Source organism: Corynebacterium spheniscorum, assembly GCF_900113445.1.
Taxonomy (GTDB): Bacteria; Actinomycetota; Actinomycetes; order Mycobacteriales; family Mycobacteriaceae; genus Corynebacterium; species Corynebacterium spheniscorum.
In genome coordinates this window covers 1,300-24,018 of sequence record NZ_FOPJ01000013.1, presented here as the reverse complement: position 1 = coordinate 24,018, position 22,719 = coordinate 1,300, and the positions used below count along the sequence as shown (strand labels likewise).

At 57.1% G+C, this 22,719-nt stretch carries 16 protein-coding genes and 3 pseudogenes; 7 read left to right on the top strand and 12 right to left on the bottom strand.

Translation table 11 applies throughout. From position 1 onward, the window contains the following. Window positions 1-38: 38 nt before the first annotated feature. The 8 genes from BMZ01_RS09040 to BMZ01_RS09005 form a co-directional block, all read right to left on the bottom strand. Window positions 39-362, bottom strand: coding sequence for a Rieske (2Fe-2S) protein (locus BMZ01_RS09040; protein WP_395891043.1), 324 nt, complete (start codon window positions 360-362; stop codon window positions 39-41). Between the two features lie 499 nt (window positions 363-861). Next, on the bottom strand, window positions 862-1,710 hold the full coding sequence (gene trpA / locus BMZ01_RS09035) for a tryptophan synthase subunit alpha (protein WP_092286626.1): 849 nt from the start codon (window positions 1,708-1,710) through the stop codon (window positions 862-864). A gap of 10 nt (window positions 1,711-1,720) precedes the next feature. Further along, window positions 1,721-3,025: a tryptophan synthase subunit beta gene (gene trpB, locus BMZ01_RS09030; RefSeq protein ID WP_092286624.1), complete on the bottom strand. Its 1,305-nt coding sequence runs from the start codon at window positions 3,023-3,025 to the stop codon at window positions 1,721-1,723. Further along, the gene (trpCF, locus tag BMZ01_RS09025) at window positions 3,026-4,627 is read right to left on the bottom strand and encodes a bifunctional indole-3-glycerol-phosphate synthase TrpC/phosphoribosylanthranilate isomerase TrpF (protein ID WP_092286622.1); all 1,602 of its coding nucleotides are present in this window, start codon (window positions 4,625-4,627) and stop codon (window positions 3,026-3,028) included. It abuts the gene before it with no gap. 6 nt (window positions 4,628-4,633) lie between these two features. Further along, window positions 4,634-5,689 carry an anthranilate phosphoribosyltransferase gene (gene trpD, locus BMZ01_RS09020; RefSeq protein WP_092286620.1) on the bottom strand — a complete coding sequence of 352 codons (1,056 nt, stop codon included), beginning with the start codon at window positions 5,687-5,689 and terminating at the stop codon, window positions 4,634-4,636. Window positions 5,690-5,809: 120 nt separating this feature from the next. After that, window positions 5,810-6,733, bottom strand: a complete 924-nt coding sequence (locus BMZ01_RS09015) for a glutamine amidotransferase-related protein (protein ID WP_395891018.1) — start codon at window positions 6,731-6,733, stop codon at window positions 5,810-5,812. Beyond that, window positions 6,730-8,313: an anthranilate synthase component 1 gene (locus BMZ01_RS09010; protein WP_425304783.1), complete on the bottom strand. Its 1,584-nt coding sequence runs from the start codon at window positions 8,311-8,313 to the stop codon at window positions 6,730-6,732. Before BMZ01_RS09010 ends, BMZ01_RS09015 begins: the two co-directional genes overlap by 4 nt. A gap of 594 nt (window positions 8,314-8,907) precedes the next feature. After that, on the bottom strand, window positions 8,908-9,465 hold the full coding sequence (locus BMZ01_RS09005) for an SdpI family protein (protein WP_244887603.1): 558 nt from the start codon (window positions 9,463-9,465) through the stop codon (window positions 8,908-8,910). A 216-nt stretch (window positions 9,466-9,681) separates the two neighbouring features. Here BMZ01_RS09005 and BMZ01_RS09000 point away from each other — a divergent pair, with 216 nt between their 5' ends. Together BMZ01_RS09000 and leuS are read left to right on the top strand one after the other, a co-directional pair. After that, on the top strand, window positions 9,682-10,911 hold the full coding sequence (locus BMZ01_RS09000; RefSeq protein WP_092286618.1) for a dicarboxylate/amino acid:cation symporter: 1,230 nt from the start codon (window positions 9,682-9,684) through the stop codon (window positions 10,909-10,911). Window positions 10,912-12,354: 1,443 nt separating this feature from the next. Continuing rightward, window positions 12,355-15,234, top strand: coding sequence for a leucine--tRNA ligase (gene leuS, locus BMZ01_RS08995; RefSeq protein WP_092286616.1), 2,880 nt, complete (start codon window positions 12,355-12,357; stop codon window positions 15,232-15,234). Window positions 15,235-15,334: 100 nt separating this feature from the next. Here leuS and BMZ01_RS11405 read toward each other — a convergent pair. The 3 genes and pseudogenes from BMZ01_RS11405 to BMZ01_RS11485 form a co-directional block, all read right to left on the bottom strand. Beyond that, window positions 15,335-15,580: pseudogene (locus BMZ01_RS11405) on the bottom strand (IS256 family transposase); the annotation flags it as partial. Window positions 15,581-15,769: 189 nt separating this feature from the next. Beyond that, the gene (locus tag BMZ01_RS11400) at window positions 15,770-15,985 is read right to left on the bottom strand and encodes a hypothetical protein (protein WP_223845945.1); all 216 of its coding nucleotides are present in this window, start codon (window positions 15,983-15,985) and stop codon (window positions 15,770-15,772) included. A 54-nt stretch (window positions 15,986-16,039) separates the two neighbouring features. Beyond that, window positions 16,040-16,273: pseudogene (locus BMZ01_RS11485) on the bottom strand (IS110 family transposase); the annotation flags it as partial. A 184-nt stretch (window positions 16,274-16,457) separates the two neighbouring features. Between BMZ01_RS11485 and BMZ01_RS08980 the strand changes: the two are divergent. The 5 genes from BMZ01_RS08980 to BMZ01_RS08965 all read left to right on the top strand — a co-directional run bounded on the left by BMZ01_RS08980 (window position 16,458) and on the right by BMZ01_RS08965 (window position 21,034). Then, window positions 16,458-16,727 (top strand): transposase, encoded by a 270-nt coding sequence (locus BMZ01_RS08980; protein WP_092286612.1) that lies wholly within the window; start codon window positions 16,458-16,460, stop codon window positions 16,725-16,727. 231 nt (window positions 16,728-16,958) lie between these two features. After that, window positions 16,959-17,087, top strand: coding sequence for a hypothetical protein (locus BMZ01_RS11480; protein ID WP_280513522.1), 129 nt, complete (start codon window positions 16,959-16,961; stop codon window positions 17,085-17,087). A gap of 500 nt (window positions 17,088-17,587) precedes the next feature. Continuing rightward, a complete protein-coding gene (locus BMZ01_RS08975) occupies window positions 17,588-18,238 on the top strand; it encodes a hypothetical protein (protein ID WP_092286610.1) in 651 nt (216 codons plus the stop codon). Window positions 18,239-18,249: 11 nt separating this feature from the next. Further along, complete coding sequence (locus tag BMZ01_RS08970; protein WP_092286608.1) at window positions 18,250-18,600, top strand: hypothetical protein; 351 nt, start codon at window positions 18,250-18,252, stop codon at window positions 18,598-18,600. Between the two features lie 967 nt (window positions 18,601-19,567). Next, window positions 19,568-21,034: a hypothetical protein gene (locus BMZ01_RS08965; RefSeq protein WP_092286606.1), complete on the top strand. Its 1,467-nt coding sequence runs from the start codon at window positions 19,568-19,570 to the stop codon at window positions 21,032-21,034. Between the two features lie 974 nt (window positions 21,035-22,008). Here BMZ01_RS08965 and BMZ01_RS11240 read toward each other — a convergent pair. Next, window positions 22,009-22,719: pseudogene (locus BMZ01_RS11240) on the bottom strand (hypothetical protein); the annotation flags it as partial.

Sequence of the window (22,719 nt, the reverse complement as noted above, 5' to 3'; positions counted from 1 at the left end):
GTGAAGAGAGCTGAATCTGTGTGCGGGGTGTCGAGGTTTTAACCGCTGACGTTCAGGGTGCCATCGCTTTCCGAGAGCGAGGCTGGGTAGAGCGGATCGCGGGAAGGACCAGAAACCACGGAGCCGTCATCAATGCGGAAAACTGATCCGTGGGCGGTGCACATGACGGTATCGCCTTGCACCTTGGTGATCTTGGAGCGCTGGTGTGGGCAGGCCGCGGAGTAAGCGACGAAGCGCCCCTCTTTGGGTTGGGCAACAATGAAGTTGCCGACGATGACTGCGGAGCCGACGGGAACATCAGCTTCGGAGACTTCTGCGGTGGGGGCTTCATTGCCACAGGCCGCCAATAATGCACCGGCGATGGTGGTGCCGGTTCCTAGGAGGAAGAGTCGGCGGCTGCAGCTGTGTTGGCCGAGATCTTTGAGTCGCTGGGAAGCGCTGTTGGCGGTGGCGTTGGGGTTGGGGTTTGATGAGGGGGTGGGCACAGAGTCAGTCATAGTCTCTAGTATGCCGTTTTCGTGGCGAGTTGCTAGTTAGCCCAACTTAAGTGCCTGCAATAGTGATGGGTAGTGCCTATCGTTGGGTTGGAAGTGGCGGGGACTTTCATTTCGGACGTTATGGCGGTGAGTTACTATGTGGGGTGATAACGTCACTGTGTTGAATGAGGTGTGGGTGATGTTTCACGTGAAACATTGAGGCAGAGGTTGGTTGTGTGTTCACTGCTCGCGCCGGGATGAAGAGTCACCGTCGTCTGCCGTGTTTCACGTGAAACATGTGGCCATGCTTGCAAAGCCTAGCCACCGGGTCTCGAGAAAAGCGAAACCCCGTCGCCGAGGCGACGGGGTAGGAAGAAGGCCGGCACTAAGCGCGGGTAGCGGCCTTCATCGCGGAGACGAACTCGCGGAGTTCCTTCTTGAGGGCGTCCATGTCATCAATGTGGGCGGGGTTGGGGTGTTCGCCGATGCAATGCGCGGCGATGATATTGGTGATCGCGGAACCCGTGATCGCGCCACTCGCGCCGGCCTCGATGGCGTCGCGAACGTGCTGCGGCTGGGAAATGCCGAAGCCGAGCAGGGTGGGGGCGCCGCCGTGTTTTTCGATGTTCTGGACGACTTCGCGCAGGCCACCGGTTTGGGAGGTGCGCTCGGTGCCGGTAACGCCATCGCGGGAAATGGCGTAGATGTAGCCGCGGGAATTGGCGGCCACCCCGGCGAGGGTCTTTTCCGAAGCACGCGCGGGCGCAATGAAAATGGGGGCAATGCCGGCGGCCTCGGCGGCCTGGGTGAAGGGAGCGCCTTCGCGGACCGGGACGTCGGGGATGAGGATGGAGTCGGCGCCAGCTTCCGCGAAATCTCGGTAGAACTGCTCCAAACCGCGGGTGAAGGCCACATTGCCGTAGATGAGCATGCCTATGGGAATATCCTGGTAGGCCTCGCGGATGCGCTTGATTAGGGCGAGGGCGTCATCGACATGTACCCCGGAATCCAGGGCGCGCAGGTGAGAGCGCTGGATGGTGGGACCATCGGCGACGGGGTCGGAGAAGGGCACGCCGAGTTCGAGGGCATCGGCGCCTGCCTCGATAATGGTGGTGATGATCTCGAAGGAGGCGTCTGGGTTGGGGTCGCCGAGCATGATGAAGGGTACGAAGGCGCCTTCTTTCCGTTCGCGGAGGGCCTGGAAGAGGCGATCATAGCGATAAGAGGTGGTCATGGCTGAGTGATCACTGCTCCTTCGAGGCGGTGTTGGCGGTGGCGTTGCTGTTGGCGTATTGGTGGAGGTCCTTGTTGATGACCAATTCTGGGTGCTCCTCGAGGGTGCGGCGGACGTGGTCGACATCCTTATCGCCGCGGCCGGAGAGGGAGACCAAGATGGTGATATTCTTGCCCTCTTCTTCGGCCAACTTGGCGCGCTTTAAGGCATAAGCCAAGGCGTGGGAGGACTCCAGGGCCGGGATGATGCCTTCATAGAGGCTGAGTAGCTGGAAGGCTTCGAGGGCTTCGGCGTCAGTGATGCCGACATAGCGGGCGCGACCGCTGGCGGCTAGATGCGCGTGCTGCGGACCAACACCGGGGTAATCCAGGCCTGCGGAGATGGAATAGGATTCCTCCACCTGGCCATCAGCAGTGCGCATGAGGTAGCTGCGCGCACCGTGGAGAATACCCACCTGACCATTGCAAATGGTTGCGCCGTGCTTACCGGAATTAAGGCCTAGGCCGCCTGGTTCGGCACCCACGAGCTCGACGGAGGGTTCCTCAATGAACTCAGCGAACATGCCGATGGCGTTGGAACCACCGCCCACACAGGCCACCACCACGTCAGGTAGTGCACCGGTGCGTTCCACAATCTGTTGCTTTGCTTCCTCGGAGATCACGCGGTGGAAATCGCGGACCAAGGTTGGGAAGGGGTGCGGGCCGGCGGCAGTGCCCAGCAGATAATGTGACTCGTGGAAGGTAGCGGTCCAATCGCGCAACGCCTCATTGACGGCATCTTTGAGGGTCCCGGAACCGGCGTCGACGGGCACCACTTTCGCGCCGTGGAGTTGCATGCGATAGACATTGGGCTGTTGGCGTTCCACATCCTTGGCACCCATGTAGATAACGCACTCAAGACCGAGCAGCGCACAGGCTAAAGCGGTGGCGGTGCCGTGCTGGCCGGCGCCGGTTTCAGCAATGATGCGGGTTTTGCCCATGCGCTTTGCGAGCAACACCTGGCCGATGACCTGGTTGGTTTTATGGGCGCCGCCATGCACGAGATCTTCGCGTTTAAGGAAGATGCGGGTATGACCCTTCCCCTCCCCTGCTAGCGGGAGGTTTTGGCATTCCGTTAGCGGGGTGGGGCGACCGAGGTAGTTGCGGAGGTAGCCGCGGAACTCGTCGAGGAAGTCTTGGTCGGACATGGCGTCGACAAAGGCGCGCTCGAGTTGGTCGAGAGCGGGGATGAGGGATTCTGGGACGAATTGGCCACCGAACTCACCGAAGTAGGCCGGAAGGAGGGTGGGGGAATCAGGGTGATTAGGAGTGCTCATTTAGCTGCGCTTCCCTTCGGCAGTGGTAGTGGTTGCGGGGCTGTCGGCCGCGGTGCTATTAGCTGTGGGGCTGTCGGCTGCGGTGTCGGTGCTTTGGTAGCTAAAGCGACGGATGCCTTCGAAGACATCGAGCAGCTCAGCAGCGTTCTTGTGATAAGCCCAGGCGCTCTTAGTGCCGTGGGCATCAGTTGCTGGGTACTCCACCCCAGAATTCAGATCCAGGCCGGCACAGCCCAAGCTAAGGGCCTGATGCAGATTCTCACGGTTAATCCCCCCAGCTAATAATGCGTGTTTGCGCACATCGGTGGGGATAGTGGACCAATCGAAGCTACGACCCGTGCCACCATCACCGGCATCTAGCACTAAGTGTTCGCAGAGGCCTTTTTCGATCAGTACAGCCGCAATGCTTGGGGCGTCGGGGTATTCCATATTCAGTGCTCGCCAGATGTGGATATCCGGATACTTCTTTAACTCCTCGCGAACCTGGCGCAAGAGCTCTTCTTCAGCTGCAAGCGAACCTTGGAAGGGTGAGTGCACCTGCACTGCATGGATGGGGGCGTCTTGTATTGCACTGTCGGTGCCAGTGCCCGTAGCTTCGCTCGATGCATCTGGGTGCAGGCTCTCTAGGAGCTCGCCGTAACCGCTGGTTCGGCGAGACACCAGCACATAGCGAAGCCCCGGTTCGAGCTTCATGATTTCTTGGGCGGTTTCACGTGAAACATTTCGCGGGCTGGCATCTTCAAAAATGAGGCCACCGTAGACCGCACCTGCGGCGCGAGCTGCCTGAGCAGCATGTGCGCTGCGCAGCCCACACACCTTATTCGTGCCATAGACAAGCTCACGGGCAGCCAGGTCAATATCTGGTTGGGCGCTAAGCTGCGAGCCCACTAAGAAACCATAGGAGTGCCCACCTAGGCGACGCACGGTGGCGTTATCGCGGATACCGGATTCCGAAACAATCACCCGTCCCGGGGGAATCAGCTCAGCTAGCCGTGCGGAACGAGAAAGATCGATGCTCAGATCATGCAGGTTGCGATGGTTTACCCCGAAGATGCGTGCCCCGAGCTTAATGGCGCGGGCTACTTCTTCTTCATCAATAACTTCGGTGAGCACATCAAGGCCTAGGCGATCAGCCTCAGCATGCAGGCGGGCATATTCTTCATCATCGAGTACCGAGAGCATCAATAAGATCGCGTCGGCACCGAAGTAGCGTGCCGCGTGGATCTGCACCTCATCAATGATGAAGTCTTTGCACAACACCGGCAGATGAGTATTGCGCTTCACGGTCGCCAGGTGGTCGTAATCCCCGCCGAAACGCTCTGGTTCGCACAGCACCGAGATACCTGCGGCGAAACGCGAATAGATACGCGCGATCATGCCTGGTTCATAGTGCTCGCGGATCATGCCTAAAGAAGGTGAAGCCGCCTTGCACTCCATAATGAAGTTATTGTCACCGCGCCGACCAAGGCTTTGCTCCAAGGAGCGATCCGAGGGCGTGAGGGTAGCGGGATCCACATGCGCAATACGTTGTCGGATCTCCGCTAGGTGTTCGCGCCGGGTAGCAACAATGCCTTCTAGAACAGTGGGTAAAGGATGACTCATGGTGATCTAGTCAGCTCCCCCATTGCTGGCTTCCTCGTCGCCATAGTTGGCTTCCTCATGGTGGCGCAGCCACTGGCTGACCGTGCCATCGGCCATGAGCTTATGCGCCATCTCGGTTCCCTCAGCCAGGGTGTCTACCCGACCAGTCACATAGAACATGCCACCAGCAGATACCGCAATTGCATCACGGTGTGCTTCAGGGCCGCTGCCATCAAAGGCGGCATAGAGGTGCCGGGCATTTTCTTCTGCATCCCCGCCGCGTAGTTCATCTAGCGAGTGACGCTTAGAACCCAAGTCTTCTGGGGTGACCGTGTATTCCTTGATCTCACCGGATTCATCCAACTCCCAGATGGTGGAGGGACCCCACACCGCTAACTCATCGGCACCATCACCGTGCACCACCATGGCGCGAGTACGGCCCAGCTCACGGAATACCTCAGCAATAATGCGGCCCACCTTGGGGTTAGCCACACCCATTATTTGGAACTCCGGGCGGCCAGGGGCCAAAACCGGGCCGAGGGTATTAAAGAGCGTGGGTACCTTCAAGGCGCGGCGTACCGGCTGCACATGGGCCACAGCAGGGTTATAGGCCGGGGCGAAAAGGAAGGTGAAATTTGAGGCTTCGAATTGGCGTACTGCGCGTTCTGGATCTAAATCCAGTGGAATATTCATGGCCTCAAGAACATCCGCGGAACCGGACTTGGAGCTCACTGAACGGTTGCCACATTTCACCAGCTTGCAACCACCAGCGGCAGCTACCAGGGAGGCGGCGGTGGTGATATTGATGGTGTCCATGCCATCGCCACCGGTACCGGCGGTATCCAGCAGACCCTTGCCGGTGATTGGGAAGGGACAGCCGGCAGCTAAGAAGGCTTTGGCAGCACCGGCAATATCGGCGAAGGTTTCCCCTCGGGTGCGGATGGTGCACAGCAAAGCGGCGATATGCACATCGTCATAATCACCGACGGTGAGCGGGGTGAAAACCTCGATTGCTTCCTCCAAGGTTGGAGTGGGGTTATCCAAATAAGCAATCAGATTGGAGAGGGTATCTGCGCTGGTCATATGTGGTTGTCCTTTCTTATGGTGTCAGAGTATCGAAGAGCGCTAGCTCGCGCTGACACCTGGGGGTTGCGATGGATCATTGGCCAAAAGATAAGCAATCAAAAAACGCGGCAACATGGCCTAAACTCGAGCCTCCTTCAGGTAGCGCAGCGCACGCTGCAAAATAATTGGGCCAGAGGGGCTTAGTACTGACTCCGGGTGGAATTGCAGGCCCATGGCATGTGCAACCGCACCTTCCCAAGGCTTATCCGGGGTGCCCAACACCTGGGTGCGTAAAAATTTTTCATCGGTTTCAGCAGCCATCACCACTTCCCCACCCTCAGCATCGCTTGCTGGGCAGGTCCCTAAATTCACCAGGCCTTCAGGTACCTTGGTGGCACCAAGGGAGTGATAGCGCGCCACCGGAACTAGGCGGCCCCGATGTTCCGCGGCACCGCGTTCCGGACCGGCATCCACTGTGAGTCCCGCGAATACGGGGTGATCAACCCCAGCATCACTCAAGCGCATATGGTCGGTGCTGCCATGTACTGGCCCGCAGGGAGCGACGGTTCCGCCTAGGTGATCTATGAGTGCCTGGAAGCCAAGGCAAATCCCTAACATGGGGACACGTCCCAGGGCGATCTCAATAAGCTCCATCATGCGACCGGCTTGAGTGGGGTGCCCGGGCCCGGGGGATAAAACAATGAGGTCCGGATTAAGGGAAAGCACTTCCAAGGGGGTGGCGCTATTACGGAAGACTCGGTACTGCAGCGGCGCATCGGTGGCACCCTCGGCGCTCGCGGCCCCCGAACTAGACCCAGCAGACCCACTAACCTGAGACTCCGCTGCCGCGGTATGCGCCAAGGCATCCACCAGGTTATAGACAAAACTATCGTGGTTATCGATCAGCACAATACCGCCGCCACCAGGATTATTGGCTGCACGCTCACGCGCTGCCACCTGCTGCTCAGTAAGGCGCTCAGGCGCTTCGTGCCCATTGGTCAGCGCCGCGCCGGCACTAGCATCAAGCATTGAAGCATCCACCATTGAATCCTGCGTGCTCATCGCTGCACCTCCGGTTCTTTCCCATTATCTGCCAGCGCCAATGCCCGCAGAACGGCATAGGCCTTATGCAAGGTCTCATCAGCTTCGGCCTGCGGCTGTGAATCACGCACCACTCCGGCCCCGGCCTGCACCATCGCCACGCCACGGCGCACATAAGCCGAACGAATCACAATGCAGGTATCCATATCCCCATCACCGCGCAGGTACCCCACCGCGCCACCATAGGAACCACGACGCTTCCCCTCCGCACGCCGCAATAAATCCGTAGCCCGCAGCTTCGGCGCCCCTGTTAAGGTGCCCATATTCATACACGCGCGATACGCATCCAAAGCATCAAACTCCGGATCCAAAGTCGCCGTCACCCGCGAGATCAAGTGCATCACCCGCGAATAGCGATCCACCTGCAATAACTCCGCCACCGCCCGGGTGCGCGGCACAGCCACCCGCGCTAAGTCATTGCGCGCTAAATCTACCAACATGGTGTGTTCCGCAATTTCCTTATCATCGGTGCGCAGCTCCAACTCCGCACGAATATCCAACTCCAGGTCCACTTCCCCAGTGGGGGTCAATCCGCGGGGGCGTGTGCCCGCAATCGGATAAAGCTGCACCTCACGAGTCTCAGCATCGAATTTCAAGTTGGATTCCGGTGAAGCCCCGAAGAGCTCATAGGGTTCCCCGCATTGATCCACCCCGCGCAAATAAAACATATAAGGACTCGGGTTGGTATCCCGCAGTTGGCGATACGCTGCAAAAGCATCTGGGCAAGGCGCGCTGAAGGTGCGCGCCGGGACCACCTGATAAATCTCGCCGTTGTAGATCTCCTGTTTCATCTGAGTCACCAAGTCGCGGAACTCAGCATCAGAAACGTCCACACTCACCGGCAAAGTCCCCGGCTCCGCGGCATCTCGGCGCGCCAATGTTTCACGTGAAACATTCGCCTCAGCGCCCGCCGCATCCTCCGCGTCAGCGGTATTCGCGTGTTCAATAATCTCCGCAAGGCGATCCAACTCCGCCTGTAGTTCGGCACTATCCCCCACATCCAGCGCCACTAACTCCGCGGTTGCTTCCTCATGATTAATAGTCAGCATGATTTCGGCGGCAATGAACTGATAATCCGGGTAGGTATTGCCAATTTCTTCGATAGCAACCCGTTCGGCTTCTGCCCCCTCCGCGCCTTCCGCGTCCTCCCCTACCCGCGACCTCTGCTCGTTAAAGGGACTCAAGGTCTCAAAGGTCCCCAAATAATCAAAGGCAAAACCACCAGCTAAGAAAGGCAAGGTGCCGGAAGGATCCTCATAACCGGGATCCATCTGCAGCTTGCGGAGCACCAAAGCCGGCGAGGGGGCTAATAAACGCTCGCGTTCTTCCATCATCACGCCACGAGCCTGCTGCTGCTTCGCTAATTCGTCCGGGCTCAGGAACCTAAACACGCCGGCCGGAGTCCCGCTCCCCTGTTCAACCAGAAACTCCGCCAACTGCTCCCGCACCCGCGAGGCCAATAACTCCCCCGAGGGGCTCAGCACCTCCAGGCGCACCTCCTGCTCCACACAGGTCACCCGCAGCGAACCGCGCAGCACCATCACACTGGTCAACCCAGAATGCGTCGTAATATCAGCGCTCTCCAAAAGCACCGCATCCCGCGCCTGCGTCCCACCCAATAACGCAAATAACCCAGACGCATTCTCGTGGTATCGCACGCGCCGATGCACAACCCGCGCCGCGATCTCACTACCGCCGCCTACTCGCTGCTGCTCCACCTGTGCCGCGCCCTTTCATCTCTTCGCTGCCAGAATTCTTTTTCAACTCCCGCACGTCCCATCTTGCGTTACAGCGTCTCCCCCGCGAGCACTGACCCCTGGATACAACAAAAGGACCCGCACTCCGCGCGTTCTGACACTTGCTGTCGCGCTCATGGCCTGTGCGAGCCCTTAAAAGAAGCAAAAATTAGGTATGAATACTGCTCGGTGCCTCTTCGACTCGCCGCTTAGGCGCGCCACCAGCACCACCACGTGGCCTTCGCCGACCGTGGCCGATAGCAATAATCACTCTTCACGTCCGCTAGATTAACCTGCCTCGCTTAACCCACGCAAGGAAAGGTACACGCCCGCGGGGGGTGCAGCTGCTCATTTAAGCTTTCCCCGAGATCGTGTGGCGGCGCGATGCAGGTACGGCGATTAGGCGCCAGTCTCCCGCGGCTTATCCGCGCCACTTTCTTTCACGGCGCGGCGTAGCGCACCAAGATCCACCTTCGGAGCAGGCGCATTATCAGCCGCGTCTCCAGCGGAGCAGCATTGCACACCGGGTTCTGGGCTGGCTGCTTGTTGGGAGGCCTGCGCATCCAAGATGGCTACCGCATGTGCGGACATGCCAGCACCGGTTCCCACCAAAGCCAAACCGGCGAGGAAACCCAGCACCGGGATAACCCAGAGCCAGCCACTGGCCACAAAAGCAACCAGCCCACCAATCAGCATGCACGCCCCACCAGCAGTCCAGGCGGGGCCGGCAATGCGGTGCGCGGTATCCCACATTTCTTTGGATTTGCGCACTTCTGGGATGCGTAGGCCCACCCACTTATTTCCAGGTAAACGCTGCGACCAGGCCAGTGCCCCCACCACTATGAGGAAGACACCGAAGATCAGTAAGAGCACGCCAATTGCGATCATGGTCCCCAGCATAATCAGCGCACCCAAGCTAAAGCGATAGGGCCCGCAACAGTTCTGGGTATAGTTCACACAATCAATCGGGGTTAAGACACCACTGCTGAGCTATTGCTTAGCTCTTAGGTGCGGTAACGTCCCAAGAACACAGAGAATAGTGTTATCACGCTATCCCGCGTGTTCTCGAGCTCGAATTTCATGACCGCCAGGCCGCGTGCAATGCGCGCCCACCGCAGACAACTTGCACCACGCCTTCGCCCCTGACCCAACACTAAAGAGGTGACGTCCATCGTGGACTTCCAACGCTTATCTAAGTCCCTGCTCTTTAGGGTGGTCCTCGCGATCATCCTGGGTGTGATCTGCAGTTTCATTTTCCCAACCTGGCTGGCCAAGGTGTTCATCACCTTCAATGGCCTCTTCGGTAACTTCCTGGGCTTCTTCGTCCCAGTGCTGATCTTCGCCCTGATCACCCCAGCTATTGCAGGCCTAGGTGCAGGTGCCGGAAAGTGGTTGGGTATCACCACCGGCATCGCCTACTGCTCCACGATTGTCTCTGGCTTCATTGCCTATGCCGTCGCCCGCGCTGTTTACCCCTGGTTGCTCAGTGATCAAGGCATGGTCCAAGCCGTCGATATTGATGAAGGCGCTATGAGCCCTTATTTCTCTATCGAGATGCCGCCGCCCTTTGAGATCATGAGTGCACTGCTGCTGGCCTTCTGTGTGGGCCTGGCCATGACGGTCGTTAAATCCGGCACCCTCCTGCAGGTTGCCCGCGAATTCGAGAATGTCGTCATGAAGGTCATTTCCGCCTTCATCATCCCCTTGCTGCCGGTCTTCATTTTCGGCATGTTCCTATCCCTGGGTATGAATGGCAACCTGCATGACACTCTCGTGGCCTTCGCCAAGGTCCTGGTCCTTGCCATCATCATGACCATTATCTTGTTGGCCCTGCAGTACTCCTTGGCTGGTGTCATTGCCGCCCGCAACCCCTTCAAGGTGTTCAAGAATATGCTGCCGGCTTATGCCACCGCCTTGGGTACCAGCTCCTCAGCAGCCACCATTCCGGTCACCTACCAGTGCACCCAAAAAAATGGTGTGGACCCGAACGTTGCCGGCTTCACGGTTCCGCTATGCGCCACCATTCACCTGGCTGGCTCCATGATGAAGATCGGCCTCTTCGCCTTCGCCATTGTGCATATGCAGCAGATCGACGTATCCCCGGCTTTGGCCATCGGCTTCGTCCTCATGCTGGGCATCACCATGATCGCAGCCCCTGGTGTGCCAGGTGGTGCCATTATGGCCGCGGTGGGTCTGCTCAGCAGCATGCTCGGCTTCAATGCCGACCAGGTGGCACTCATGATCGCCGCCTATATCGCCATTGACTCCTTCGGTACCGCAGCTAATGTCACCGGCGATGGTGCCATTGCTCTGATCGTCGATAAATTCGCCCGCGGCAAGATTAACGCTGTCCCGCGCGAACCCGGCGATGAGCGCATCCTCGGTGCGGAGACCACTCTCTAAGCACAAACACTCTCAACATCATCAGTCCTCGCAGGCTTTCTGTCCTGCGGGGACTTTCTCTTTCTTTCCCCAACCTCAACTTCCCCCCTTACCCCCGCCTGCGCTGTAACGCCCCGGCGTCGGCTTACGACCATATCCAAGGGAAAGCTCTACAGGCCCAGAGAAAAGTGGAGATTCACCTCCCACCCTGGCTGCTCTATTTGTTTTCAATAAGCCTCGTATCGGGGAGGCCTAGGGCACCTAGAACAATTTAGGTGAGGAAAACGGATAGAACGGATCAGTCTTGCTTTGCTGTCGGCTTTCTGATCCAACAACCCTCGCCGCGTTACCCGGCTTATCCATGAAGATTAGCGAAATACTGCCAAGAAACCCTTGTTCTCAACCCACACAGACAGCAACATCAGACCTCCGACGTTGCCCTGTTTTGGGTGGAAGAGAACTCATATTGACACTTCTCCAACGCCCTTTTTAATGGCTTAGCTATTGAAAACGTGTTAGGTTAAGCAGCATCGTGTCGTAGTACGAACACAGGTGCCACCGGCAGCTCGTGAACGCGGCCCACCGCTGGACTCCCCGCCAGGGATCAGCAGGTGTTAGGCCACGCACAGCATCATTTATACCGATGCGCATCCGCGTTCAGTACCACGACTCGGTGCGTGCAGATACTCAGCAGATGCTTCATTGCACCAGCTGGTTTCACCCCACATCCGCACCCCATAACATCTCGGCAGGTTCACACCCTCGCCAAGATGCACAGCCAACGCACGCCCGCCAGGCGGCACGGCCACAACACTCGGGGACTCATCACATCCGCGGATAGCGACCACATAATTGCATAACCGCCATTGAGGAGATTCTTTACCGCTTCTCTCACTAGCGTGATGCCTAACTGATAGTCCACGATCCTTCGAGCTGTAACCCCGCCGTTAGCGTTGGCTGCTCACCCCGCACCAATGCTCAGCGCCCAACGCGCCACAGTGCACCAGTGCACCAGTGCATCGCGCGGGAAAAGAAGGACCGCGTACTCCCCCAACAGTTACACCACGCTGAAGAAGCCCCTCCTCAGCGAGCTCTCACCCCTTTTTGTAGAGCGCACATAGACTTAGGCGCGGTGGCTCGGGACAGTAGCCATCCGGCCTAAAGCCCCTGGGGGTGCATTGCGTGAGCGTGTGGCCGGCCGAAGGAGGACACCGTAGGGAAAGCGTGCTGTAGGCGCGCGCTGGACCTGCTGCGTCCTATACCCACATCCTTCGACCCCCACGATTCACGCAATGCGCCCACCACGGAGGGGGGACACAGCCCCAGACACCACGCACTAGGGCCACCCCACACCCCAAAAATCCAGCCTTATTCATGCTCCGCTCCCGCAGATGTGTCGCACTCTGTGAGATTAGCCCTAGCTGCGCGTTCACCTCGCGCGCAAACATATTAGACTTCATGAGCATGACCACTCCGAGCGACTCCTCAACTCCCACGAGTACCCCGGCCTACCGCTACACCCCAGAGTTAGCGAATGAACTAGAAGCCACCTGGCAAAAATTCTGGGCCGATAATGGCACCTTCTACGCCCCCAACCCGGTGGGCGACCTCGCCCCCGAAGATGGCGAAGATTTGCCGGAGGACAAGCTCTTCGTCCAAGACATGTTCCCCTACCCCTCCGGGGCCGGCCTGCACGTAGGCCACCCGCTGGGCTATATCGCCACCGACGTGTATGCGCGCTTCAACCGCATGCTCGGCAAGAATGTCTTGCACACCCTAGGCTATGACGCCTTCGGCCTTCCGGCCGAGCAATACGCCATCCAAACCGGTACGCATCCGCGCACCACCACCATGGCCAATATTGAAAATATGCAGCGCCAAATCTCCCGCCTGGGCCTTGGCCATGATCCCCGCCGCTCGGTAATGACCACCGACCCGCAGTACTACCGCTGGACGCAGTGGATCTTCCTGCAGCTTTATAACGCTTGGTTCGACCAGCGCGAACAACGCGCCCGCCGCATCGATGAACTCATCCCGCTGCTGCGTTCCGGTGAAATCCCCACCCCAGATGGCCGCGAATATGTTTCGCTTACCGTCGATGAACAAGCCGATGTCGTCGACTCCTTCCGCCTGGTCTACCGTTCGCACTCCATGGTCAATTGGTGCCCCGGCCTAGGAACCGTGCTCGCCAATGAAGAAGTCACTGCCGATGGCCGCTCGGATCGCGGCAACTTCCCGGTCTTCCGCAAGAACCTCTCGCAGTGGATGATGCGCATCACCGCCTACTCCGATCGCCTCATCGATGATCTCGAGGAATTGGATTGGCCCGACAAGGTCAAGGCCATGCAGCGCAATTGGATTGGCCGTTCCCGCGGCGCCGAGGTGGACTTCGACTGCCAAGGCCACGCCCTGCGCGTCTTCACCACCCGCCCAGATACCCTCTTCGGTGCCACCTACATGGTGCTCGCCCCCGAACATGAGCTCGTCGATGAGTTCGTCGCCAAAGGCACCGGCAGCTATGAGGGCATCGATCCGCGCTGGACCTATGATTCCGCCACCCCGGCAGAAGCCGTTGCGAACTATCGCAAATCCATTGCCGCCAAGAGCGATCTCGAGCGCCAAGAAAATAAGGAAAAGACCGGCGTCTTCCTCGGTGCCTACGCCACCAACCCGGTCAATGGCCAACAGATCCCCGTCTTCATCGCAGACTACGTGCTCACCGGCTATGGCACCGGCGCCATTATGGCCGTGCCCGCGCACGATACCCGCGACCATGAGTTCGCCACAGTCTTCGGCCTACCGATTATTGAAGTACTCAAGGGCGGCAATGTTGCCGAAGAAGCCTTCCTCGGCGAAGGCCCGCACCTCAACTCCGCTAATGATCGCGACCTTGACCTCAATGGGCTCGGCAAACAAGAAGCCATCGAAGCCACCATCACCTGGCTCACGGAACACAACCTGGGTGAAGAAAAGATCCAATACAAGCTGCGCGATTGGCTCTTCGCCCGCCAGCGCTATTGGGGCGAACCCTTCCCCATTGTTTATGACAAGGATGGTCGCGCCCACGACCTGCCGGAATCCATGCTGCCCATCGAGCTTCCGGAGGTAGAGGACTATAAGCCCGTCTCCTTCGACCCCGATGATGCCGATTCCGAGCCCCAACCCCCGCTCGCTAAGGCGAAGGACTGGGTGGAAGTCGAACTTGATCTTGGCGATGGCCCCCAAACCTACTATCGGGATACCAACGTGATGCCGCAGTGGGCTGGTTCCTCCTGGTACCAGCTGCGCTATATCGACCCCACCAATGACCAAGCCTTCTGCGACCTCGAAAACGAGCGCTACTGGTCTGGCCCCCGCCCCGATAAGCATGGCCCCAATGATCCCGGCGGCGTCGACCTCTACGTCGGCGGCGTCGAGCATGCTGTGCTGCACCTGCTCTACTCGCGTTTCTGGCACAAGGTGCTCTTCGACCTTGGCTATGTCACCTCCAAGGAACCCTATCGCCGCCTCTACAACCAGGGCTATATTCAGGCCTACGCCTTCACCGATAATCGCGGCGTCTACGTGCCCGCCGCCGAGGTGGAGGAAAAGGATGGCGAATTCTTCTACCAGGGCGAAAAGGTCCACCGCGAATACGGCAAGATGGGCAAGTCCTTAAAGAACGCCGTCGCCCCGGACGACATTTGCCGTGACTACGGTGCCGACACCCTCCGCGTCTATGAAATGTCCATGGGCCCGCTAGATACCTCCCGCCCCTGGGCTACCAAGGACGTCGTCGGTGCCCAGCGCTTCCTCCAGCGCCTCTGGCGATTGGTGGTCAACGAGAACACCGGCGAGCTACGCACCGATGAGGATCTGCAGCTCAGCGATGAAGACTCCAAGCAGCTGCACCGCACCATCGCCGGCGTGCGCGAGGATTACCAAAACCTCCGCATCAACACCGTCGTCGCCAAGCTCATCGAGTACGTCAACTACCTCACCAAGACTTACGGCGACACCAAGGCACTGCCCACCGAGGCCATCGCCCCGCTGGTCACCATGGTCGGCCCCATCGCCCCGCACATCGCTGAGGAGCTCTGGCACCGTCTCGGCCACAATCGTTCCGTCGCCTACGTCCACTACCCCGCCTACGAGGAAAAGTGGCTCCACGACGACGAGATCGAACTCCCCGTCCAGGTCAACGGCAAGGTCCGCGGCCGCCTGAGCATCTCCACCTCCGCCACGGAGGAAGAGGTCCTTGCCGCAGCCACCCAGGACGAAAAGGTCGCCCCCTACCTAGAGGGCAAGAACCTGGTCAAGCACATCCTCGTGCCCGGCCGTATGCTTAACCTCGTGGTGAAATAACCTTCACCACACGCCCACCAAGGGGCAGCACTCCACAATGGGTTTAATGCCTAGAATGAGTGTTTTTCCTCGGTGCGTCGCTGGGGTGATGGCGTGTGTTTTAGGTTCCTACCCAGCCTTGTTGGATTCCCATTGAGTGCTGGTATTCGGTGTCGATGGCGGTGTCGTATGCTGCAGGTGCGCCGTCATCTTTGGTGGCGTTTTGGTGGGTGATCAGTTCTTGCGCCGTGGTAAGTGCGGATTGACCCCATTGTTGGCTCCGGGCGATCTGTATTGGGTCGTCCGGAGCTTACGTTTTCAGATACAACCACCAGTCGATCGCTGTGCGTTGATGCGGCGTGTTTAACCTCGTTGGGCCCGAGGTAAGGGACACTGACTAAGTAAGACGGAAATCAAAAAGTGACACGAGGTCGGCGGAGTTTTCGACCATTAAAAGTTGCCTATCGTGCGTCACGAAATAAGGGGCTAAACCCCGCTGAAATGTCGAAATTAGTGTGGCACTTGCAGCACAGCATGTGGGGGTGCTTCTATGGCGTTAGCAAGTTGTAGGTAGGGTGGTTTGCCCCTGGTTGGGGGTATGGGTTTTGGGGCATGGTTTGGGGCCGATCGTCGTTGCTTGGGCGATCGGCTTGTGGTGGTGCAGGGGTGTGGGGTAGGCGGCTTGTTGCTGGTGGGGGTGGTTGTCGTTGTAGGTGGTGCCGTCTTTGAGCATGCGGAAGATGACGTTGACTTTTCTTCTTGCTAGGCACATAACAGCTGCGTTGTGGCGCTTGTGTTCTGATCGTTTTCGGTCGTAGTATTCCCGTGAACGCTCGTGGTTACTGATGCTTGTGAATGCTGATTGCCATAGGGCGTTCTTCAATTTTTTGTTGCCGCCCCTGTTTGGTCCGCTGCTGTTTATCGATGAGCCGGACTGTTTAGTCTGTGGGCTGATCCCTGCGTAGGACGCTAGTTGAGCTGCGGTTTTGAAGGTTGATAGGTCGCCTACGCACATGAGGATAACCGCGGTGATTTTCGGTCCGATTCCGGGTACGGTCATCAGCTGGTGGTATTGCGGTACGGTGGCTGCTAGCTCGCGGACGTGTTTTTCGAGGTCTTTGCGTTGGCGCGATAGGTCCGCGCTAGGTTACGCATGGCTAACCCGGGGAGGTAGGGGGTCTGCTGCATGGATAGGTAACAACTAGATTGGCTAGTATCACTGGTGCTGGCCGGGAGGGGTTGTTATGCCCAAAAGGTACCCTAAGGAGTTTCGTGACGATGTGATCCGGGTTGCGTTAGTTCGTGATCGGGACGTCTCGCTGGCTCAGGTTGCTGAAGATTTTGGGATTCATGTAGGCACCTTGGATAAGTGGTTACGCCAAGAACGCATCGATAACGGTGAGCAAGAAGGTGTCAGCCGCAAAGAATCTCAAGAACTACGCCAGCTGCGGCGTCGTAATCGCTTACTCGGCCAGGAAAACGAGGTGCTGCGGCGTGCAGCGGCGTATCTGTAACGGGTGGTTTAAGCAGCCGCGCGCGGTTTCGCAGCCGCGTTCCGCCGTCATAGGGTGTGCCTGGATATGGTCATGGACAAGGCGGACTGCAAGGCCTCGGCCGGACATGTCGCGAAGGGATAACGGTCGGATATTAGCGATGGCTAGGGCGGCACGCAGACCATCGGAGGAAATAGCACCCGTTTCCGTATTCTCGCAGCCATTGCCGAGCACTACCGCCCGGAGGAGGTTGTGCTACGGCATCAGTGCGAGCGCGCCTTGAAGAATCTCCGCGAAGTGTGCTGGTCCAGGGCAGTCAAGGGTGCACTGCTGGTTGATGATGTCGACGACGAGCAATCACTGGTTAAAGAGGAAACATAGAGGGAGTCGGCCTACGTTGTGGCGCCTAACCGCGCTGCTCAGTGCTTTGAGATCTGTTCTAACGTTGAGCAGTGTGCAAGGTTATCGACGTCGAGCGGTCGACGGTGTCCGCCGAGTCTGCTATGCGTCTTGCGGAGACAGTTTCATCCTCACTCGGAGTGGAGCACGGCCCGTCCTGCACGGCGAAGAAGGTGGAGAAGTTTACGGCTCAGGAGCGCTCGACGGTGAGCAGGGCACGCGCCAAGCGTGGTTGCGTTGCTGTTGACCGCCTTGACGAAGGTTGTAGATAACCAACATACGAGCCAGCAAAATGCCTGATAATGTAATTTAAATGCCCTACTTTGGGGGTGCTCGATATTTGTACGTACTAATATGCTCCGCATGTCATCATTTTTGATGTCAGTTGCTCTATTTCCCGGTCCAAGTGCCCCTTTTATGGGCCAAGTCGACTAAATCGATTGTAGACTACAACGTTTCCCCAAGTGCAAAGGAGAGAAGCAATGAAAAAAGTCATTGCGACTGCCGTTGCCGTAGCTGCCGCTTTTGCGGGTGTGTTAGTACCAACGGCTAGTGCTGCACCCTCGTCGCCTGCGGCACAAACTATGACTCTTGAGAGTGTCCGCCTAACTCCGCAGCAGCGCGAAAGCCTTGACAAAGTTGTTGCGGTGCGAGATCACTTCTATGCGGGTGAGAATGGTCGTTTGGCTATCGACCTTTCGGACGAAGAGCTAAAGTCTGAATACGGGTTCACTGATGAAGAATTGGAGATGCTTCATCGTGACACGCTCGGTATTGATATCGAGAAGACGGACGAAGAAGTCCGTGCAGCTGTTCAAGGGCTCAAACAAGAACGCGTCTACCGAAACGGCACCGCTGTCTGCTTCATCCATGATGACCTAGTGGTGGGCGTAGGTGTTGCTTTGGTTGCGGCAGCTGAGGCGGGTCCTGCTGCGATTGCTGCTGCTATCTCGACGGTCTCAACCCTCATCGGTGGTCCCGTAGCAGGGGTGCTTGGTACCACTTTGTCGCTTGCTGGATTTACAAGCCTTGCGGGCATGGGTCTTTACATCACCTCTGCGGTAGCCACAGGGCGCGGTGTGGAAATCGGCGTAAAGGCTGATTACCCGCCGGTCTTCACTACGTACTGCTAATAGGTTATCGGATGACCAGTAGCGAGAAAACAGAATTAGGCAAAACAAGGCTAGGCCTAATTATTTCATGGTCTATGATCACGCTTGTTGCTGTTCAGTCAACTAAGTACATTTCTGGCCAGTTATCTATTGACGGTACTCAAATGATGGTCATGGCCGTTAACGTTGCTATCTTAGTTGCGGCCGGGTATTTTACAGCTAGTAGGCTTGGAAAGAATTTCATCTACCAGAGTATTATATTCGCGGTAGGTTTGTTCTTGATTGCTTATGCTGCACATAGCCCGATTGGCAATATTGCAACTGCCGTTATCGCCTGCATTGCTATCATTGTCTATCTTTCAAGAGTCAGCAAAACCGCCTGACTTGGTGGGTTTTCCTCCACACTGCTGAAACCTTAACAGTGTGGAGGCTCTTTTTATTTTCACGCCTTAACCCGTGGGTGCTGCCTCTTTTTAGGGTTAATGGACAAAATGTGTGTCTGCCCCGGCGTGTCGCGGGTTTGTTGCCTGAAGTTTTGGGTGTTCTGCATGGTCTGGCTGAAATGTGGGCCGTGTTGGTTGGTTACGGCGATTGATGCTGTAGCTGGTTTTCTGCCGAGCTGACTAGCCTCACATTGCCGGTTAAGTACGGGCGAAATGGGCTCGTGACGTGGGTTTTGAGACTGCTAAAGCTAAGCGAGGAGCTGTGGACAGCGCAGCGGCCAAATAGAAAGAGCGAGGGGTGGGAAAGGACTGCTGCGCATCGTCTGCTGCTAGCACACCAGGTGCCAGTATGGGGTGAAGGTAACCGGAATTGTTCATCAGGAACAATTAATCGCCGATTTAGCCATTCTGACCAGTGGTTACCCCGAAAAGCGGACACACTTTTTGTCCTTTAACCCTCTTTTTAAATCTTCGAGATCCTCCCTAGCGCGGCGCAGGCCCCTTAGGGGGATGGGGCCTCCCGCAAGCTTGCCGCACCTTCCTGGCCTGATACACGCGAATAGCGGTCGGAGTTATGTGACCTATGTGGCTTTGGCGATGTTATAAACGCAATTGTCAAATCGCGAGTTCCAAAACCGGCACTAACTACACATAAGTTATGGGAGCCATTAAAAAGGCCTGAGGTGATACGCCGTTTCACCCACCGGGTTGGACGAGAAATGAAGTGTGCGAAGGCGCAGATAGTACCAGGCAGAAACCTCCGCCGAATTTCGACTGGTGGAAGCCGTCGATCTTATCCCCTAGCAGCTTATTCTTCGCTAAGATCGGAAATTGGAGATGATTGCCACCGCACCCGGACTGTCCGGTTGCCACGATGCCTGACACTGAGGAGAATACATTGTCGGCAATGTCCGAAAACGGAGCTTCGGGAGCAGCCGAGGCCAAAGCGGAAGACCTTATCAGCACTTCCCTTAACTTGGATGACTACATTAGAGAGCTTAGAAACCTTGAAAGCAAGGATCAAGAGTTCAAGGACCATGGAGTCTTAGTTTCAGTCCAGAAGCTTCTAGAAATAGCTGGTGTAAAACGTCGCGGAAAGCAGATCACAAGGAGGATCAATACCAAGTTCGCTGACGCGGAGCTTATTTTTGAGCCTGCTTTGGCTCAAGCGGACTATTACGGTCAGGTAAGGATTCGTCCACAAAAGCCGGAAACTAGGTCTTCCAAGGTCAGCTCAGCTAGCGAAGATGCTGGAGACGAGCTCGCTCCACGCCAAACCGAAATCATGCTGTCTGCATTAAAGGAAGATTCAGCGGAATTCGAGTGCCTGGCGTTAGGGACCACACCTCTAGAGGCTTTGGACGAGATGGTGCAGAGCGGTTATTCGAAGATGCCACTGTTTTGGGATATTAACAAACGAACCTCGTTCATCGGGACCGTTCGCGTAAGCAAGCTCGGAGCCGTGATTGCAGACGCTTATGCAACTCCATCTTCTGGACCGGCCAACGAGAACCAGCCGAAGGAAGAAAGCAAACCCCAAGAGAAAGAAAACAAACCCCAAGAGGAAGAAAACAAACTCAAAAAGGAAGAACGCATGCCTCAACTGGATGCAGAGGATCTCCTCAGAGCCGTCGAGACGGGCGCTAAAGTGGTTTCCACCAGTGAGAGGCTTGATGACTGGGTACAAGAAATTCTTGATTCCGGCTACATATACGGTAAAGACGCTGATGGCAACATCGTTCAAATTTATACGCGTTCGGATATCGGGACCTATATGCACCGCATGGCTAATGCATTCATCAGAGTTCAGAACCTCGAGGAGGTAATTCGTGCGATTCTCCCCCGTTTTATGACTTCAAACTTGCAGGACGGAAGCTTCGACAATGAATTAAAGAAAATCAGGCGTATTTCACTCCAAGACGTGAAATCCTTCGTGCGCGAGGAACCATTGCTCAAGTCAGATGCAGGTGAGGATCGTACAGATCCGCAGAAAAAGATTCTCGATCTAACCTTTGCCCAATACGTTAAGTGTTTTGGCAGCGAAGATCTCTGGATGCGATGGATACAACGACAGCGGAAGCTAGCGGGAAGCGAGATATCGGCGGCTGAGCCAAGTGAATCTGCGGATCAGCAATCAAGTTCAGGTACCGATACGTCAACCCAAACCAGGAAACTGACCAAGCAGGATCTGTCGAAAGAGGAGAAGCGTCAGCGTGACCGTCTGATCCTAGACCTCGATGCGGTCCGGCGCTTTCGAAACGAGCTCATGCACGGAAAATTGAAGGAAGCTATCGGTGAGGAACTCATCGTCTTGGATTGCTTATCTAAAGGTCTGGACGCGATGTTCCCAGAAGACATTATGCATGACAAATAAACCGGAAAGAGCATCCGTTCAATACAGATGCTGGCGACTTGCCGCAGGTGGCCCATTGCTTTGCCGCGGCGGCTTCGCAACCATTGCATTGCATAGACAGTAACTGTATATAACAAGTGGAATGGGTAGCTGCGGGCTGGACCCGACTGTAACTTATCGTCGGGCTTGGCTATCGCTCAAATCGTATTCAGAGCCGTACGCCCGTGGCGCGGCTAGACGTGCCCTGTCCCTCACTCCGGTTAACTGCGAATTTAACCCGTTTGGGGTGTACTGACACCTTCCGTAGGGAGAATGGTCGGCACTGGCGTGAATTTCTATATCCATAACTACTGGGAAGCTTTTGGTCTTCAGATGCTTAATACCCATGAACAGAGGGGCCTCTGAGGTTTCGAAAGACTATAACCCCTCGTGGCGTCCGAGAGGGCGCATCTCTGAGCGTACTAATTGAGTAGCGGACTCGCGTTTTCGGCAGTGCTCATTGTTCTACCCCTCGTGGGTAGTTACTGGTATGGTCTGGCTCCATAGGACATACTGCCCTCCCCGGATGTGGATTCTCGCGGCTGGATCCATATTGTGACGGAGTCAAGGCTTGCAGATTGCTCGTTCCAAATAGCTTGGGCGTCCAATGAAGCACTGAATGTATGCGAAAGCGTACGTTGACCTTTCTTAAGAACAAGCACGTTGAAAGCTCGTTATAACCCAGATATGGCACACAAGGCTAGTTTCCGCGTACGTGATTTCACTCGTATCTATGCTCTGTGACTAACTGTCCTGTCTAAAGCGCCTTAGCTCAGAAACTTTCTCGAACTGATCTCCGGTACGGCAAGCCTCTACAGATTGCCGTGTAAAACGTCAGGTCGGGACCGAGAGTATTTAGGGCCCGTCGGGAATAGCAGAAACCCCGCGGAGGGTTCAAACCGCGGGGTTTCTGCTGCTTCATTCCTAGGGCTAGGTCAGAGACCTAAACAAAGTGTTTAGCTCTCATCTGCCTCCCCGGCGCGACGACGGCGCTTGGAGAAGGCTAGGAGGAAGGCGCCCATCATGGCGAGGATGGTCGCAACCACACCCGTCTTGACGACGTCAGCACCGGTCACTGCGAGGCGACCATGGCGCTTGCCCTGCTGGCTCGGGTCGATGCCCTTGCCGCGGTTGACATGGCCTTGGCCCGGATCCTGAGCGGTCGGAGCCTTGCCAGTGTTCTGGCCCGGGGTGGTGCCAGAGGAGCCACCCGGGAACGGGAACGGAATCGGGATCGGGATGATTCCGCCGGAAGAGCCCGGAGCCGGATCCTTCTTCTTGTCGTCCTTGGGCTTGACCGTCACCGGGATCTCCAGTTCGGTCGTCTCACCGGTCTCGGGGTCCGTGACCTCGACAACGATGGTGTGCTCGCCAGGCTCGGTCGGGGTGCCATCGATGATGACGTTGCCGTCTTCATCGACGGTCACCGTGGTGCCATCCGGAACGGTGCTCTCATCAACCTTGACGTTATCCGGGTCAACCGGGGTGCCGTCCGGGTTAGTGATGCTACCGAGGGTGTTGTCCTCATCCGGATCGATCGGCTGATCCTCAACGAGGTCCTGCAGGTCATCGTTCGGGGTGAAGATCGGCTTGTCAGCAGGATCGGGTTCCGGAGTGGTCGTCTCAGACGGTGTCGGGGTGGTCGTTTCAGACTCAGACGGTGTCGG